General features: G+C 70.0%; 2 protein-coding genes. Both read right to left on the bottom strand.

The window, feature by feature from the left end:
* Positions 1 to 678 (bottom strand): hypothetical protein (locus RKP46_RS11510; RefSeq protein ID WP_311106769.1); only part of this gene is annotated, 678 nt, incomplete at its 3' end.
* Positions 675 to 1,902, bottom strand: a 1,228-nt coding sequence (locus RKP46_RS11505; RefSeq protein WP_311106768.1) for an SEFIR domain-containing protein, incomplete at its 5' end; no start/stop codon positions are given. The genes RKP46_RS11505 and RKP46_RS11510, both read right to left, overlap by 4 nt.

Raw genomic sequence — 1,902 nt, 5'->3', positions numbered from 1 at the left:
CGCGGCGACCGCCAGCCGTAGGGCTTCATCGGCCAGCGCGGCGAGTTGCGCTGCCTCGCCGCGTTCGATGCGCGTCCAGCCGATGACGAGCAGCACCCAGAGGCGAGCGCGTCCGGCGAGCAGACCATTCGCTTCCAGTTCGCTCAAGGCGGTCGCCAGCGCGTGGCGCTGCGCGGGATGCGCGCGGCCGGTCCATTCTTGGTCGATTGTTTCGAGCGCGTCGGCGCCGCTTTCGCCGTCGGCGCTCAGCAGGTGGTAGATCCACTCGATGCGGCCGGCCGGCGTCTGGTCGTCGGCGAAGCACGCGGCGGCGGCGGCCGAGAGTGCGCGAAAGCGTTCGGGAGTTTCGCGGGCGAGTTTGCTGCGCCAGCCGAGGCGCGTCGATTCGTGCACGTTGACGAGTTCGTGCGTGCCGCTGCGGCAGGGTTCGATGAACGGTAGCGCGCGCAGTTGGCGCAGGCGCTCGGCAGCGGTGGTGAGCGGGATTTGCAGTACGCGCGCGAGCAGTTCGGCGTCGAACCAGCGCAGGACGGCGGCGGCGTCGAACGCTGCGGCGAGCGCCGCCTGTTCGTCGGGCGGGCGCGAGCGGAGCAGGAATTCGGCGGCGACCGCCGAGCGTGCTTGCGGGTCGTCGGCGACCGCCGCCAGCGCCTGGCCGAGTTCGTCGAGCAGGCTCATCGTCGAGCGCCGTCGGCGATGGTCTGGCAGAACGAAGCAACCGCGGCCGGATGTCCTTCGGCCAGCATCAGGATCGTGCTCAGGTCGGCTTGTCGCTCGGCGAACTGCGGATGGCGGCGTGCGACCCAGGGCTGCCAGGCGGCGGCGTCGGCAATCGGCCCGAGCTGCAGATGGCGTGCCAGTTCGTGCCAGTTGCCGCGGTTGCGCTCGGGCAGTTGCTTGCCGGCGACGATGACGGCCAGGGCCGGCGAACGCTCCACTTCTTCGAGCAACTCGAAGCTGAGCCAGTCGCTCAGTTGGGGATTGCCGGCTACGTCTTCGTAGTGGTCGAAGAGCAGCAGGACCGGCTGGCGCAGCGCGCGCAGGTCCTTGCGCAACAGGTGCGTCCGCTTGGCGCCCTGGCCGACGAAGTTGGGCAGGCGGTCGGCGAGCTCGAGCTCGAACTTGCCGAGGATTTCATCGCGCTCGACGGTTCCGCCTTTCAGGTTGACGTCGACGACCGGGATGCGCAACTGGCCAGCGTATCTGACCGTCTGGCGCAGCAGCGTAGACTTGCCGACGCCGCTGGCGGCGGCGATCAGCACGATGCGTTGCGGCGTCTGCCCGGCGAGCAGCTCGACGATGGCTGGCCATTCTTCGCGGTCGCGGTTGGCGATGTCGGGCCGGAAGGCGGCGGGCGGCGGCCAGGCGACGGTCGGCGCTTCGACGTCGCTGAGGCCGAGGCGGCTGGCGAGCCAGCGGACGAGGGAATCGAGGTCGTCGTTGCCGGAGAAAGGATGAAAGGGATGAAAGCGCTGCCAGCCACGCAGGCGCGGCGGAATCTCTGCGTCGCCGAGGGGGCAGTGCGGCAGGCAAACCAGGCGGAGGCGCGCGTTGTTGCCGGGCGCGTCGTAGAGCGCCTGGCGGAAGAGGTCGGCTTCGCACGCCGAGCCCAGCCCGCTGCCTGCTGTGGTGTTGTGCTCCCAGGCGGCGAACCAGCCGGGTGAGGCGACGATCAGCACGCACATGGACTCGTTGGCCTGGTCTTCGCACCACTTCGGCCAGCCTTCGTCCGGCCCGGCCGGGTGGGCGTCAAGATAGAACCGGTCGAGCGCGACCGGGATGCGCGCTTCGCGCAGCGCTTCGCCGAGCCGGTGCACGCTGCGCGCGTGCTCGGGGCTCTCGTGACGGTAACTGATGAAAACCTGCTGGCGCATCGGTGTGGAGAGGCGGGTTGCGGTCGGG

Origin of the sequence: Accumulibacter sp., assembly GCF_031732815.1 — a bacterium.
Taxonomy (GTDB): domain Bacteria; phylum Pseudomonadota; class Gammaproteobacteria; order Burkholderiales; family Rhodocyclaceae; genus Accumulibacter.
Note: the sequence above shows the minus strand (reverse complement) of the source record. Positions and strands in the feature narration are given on the sequence as shown.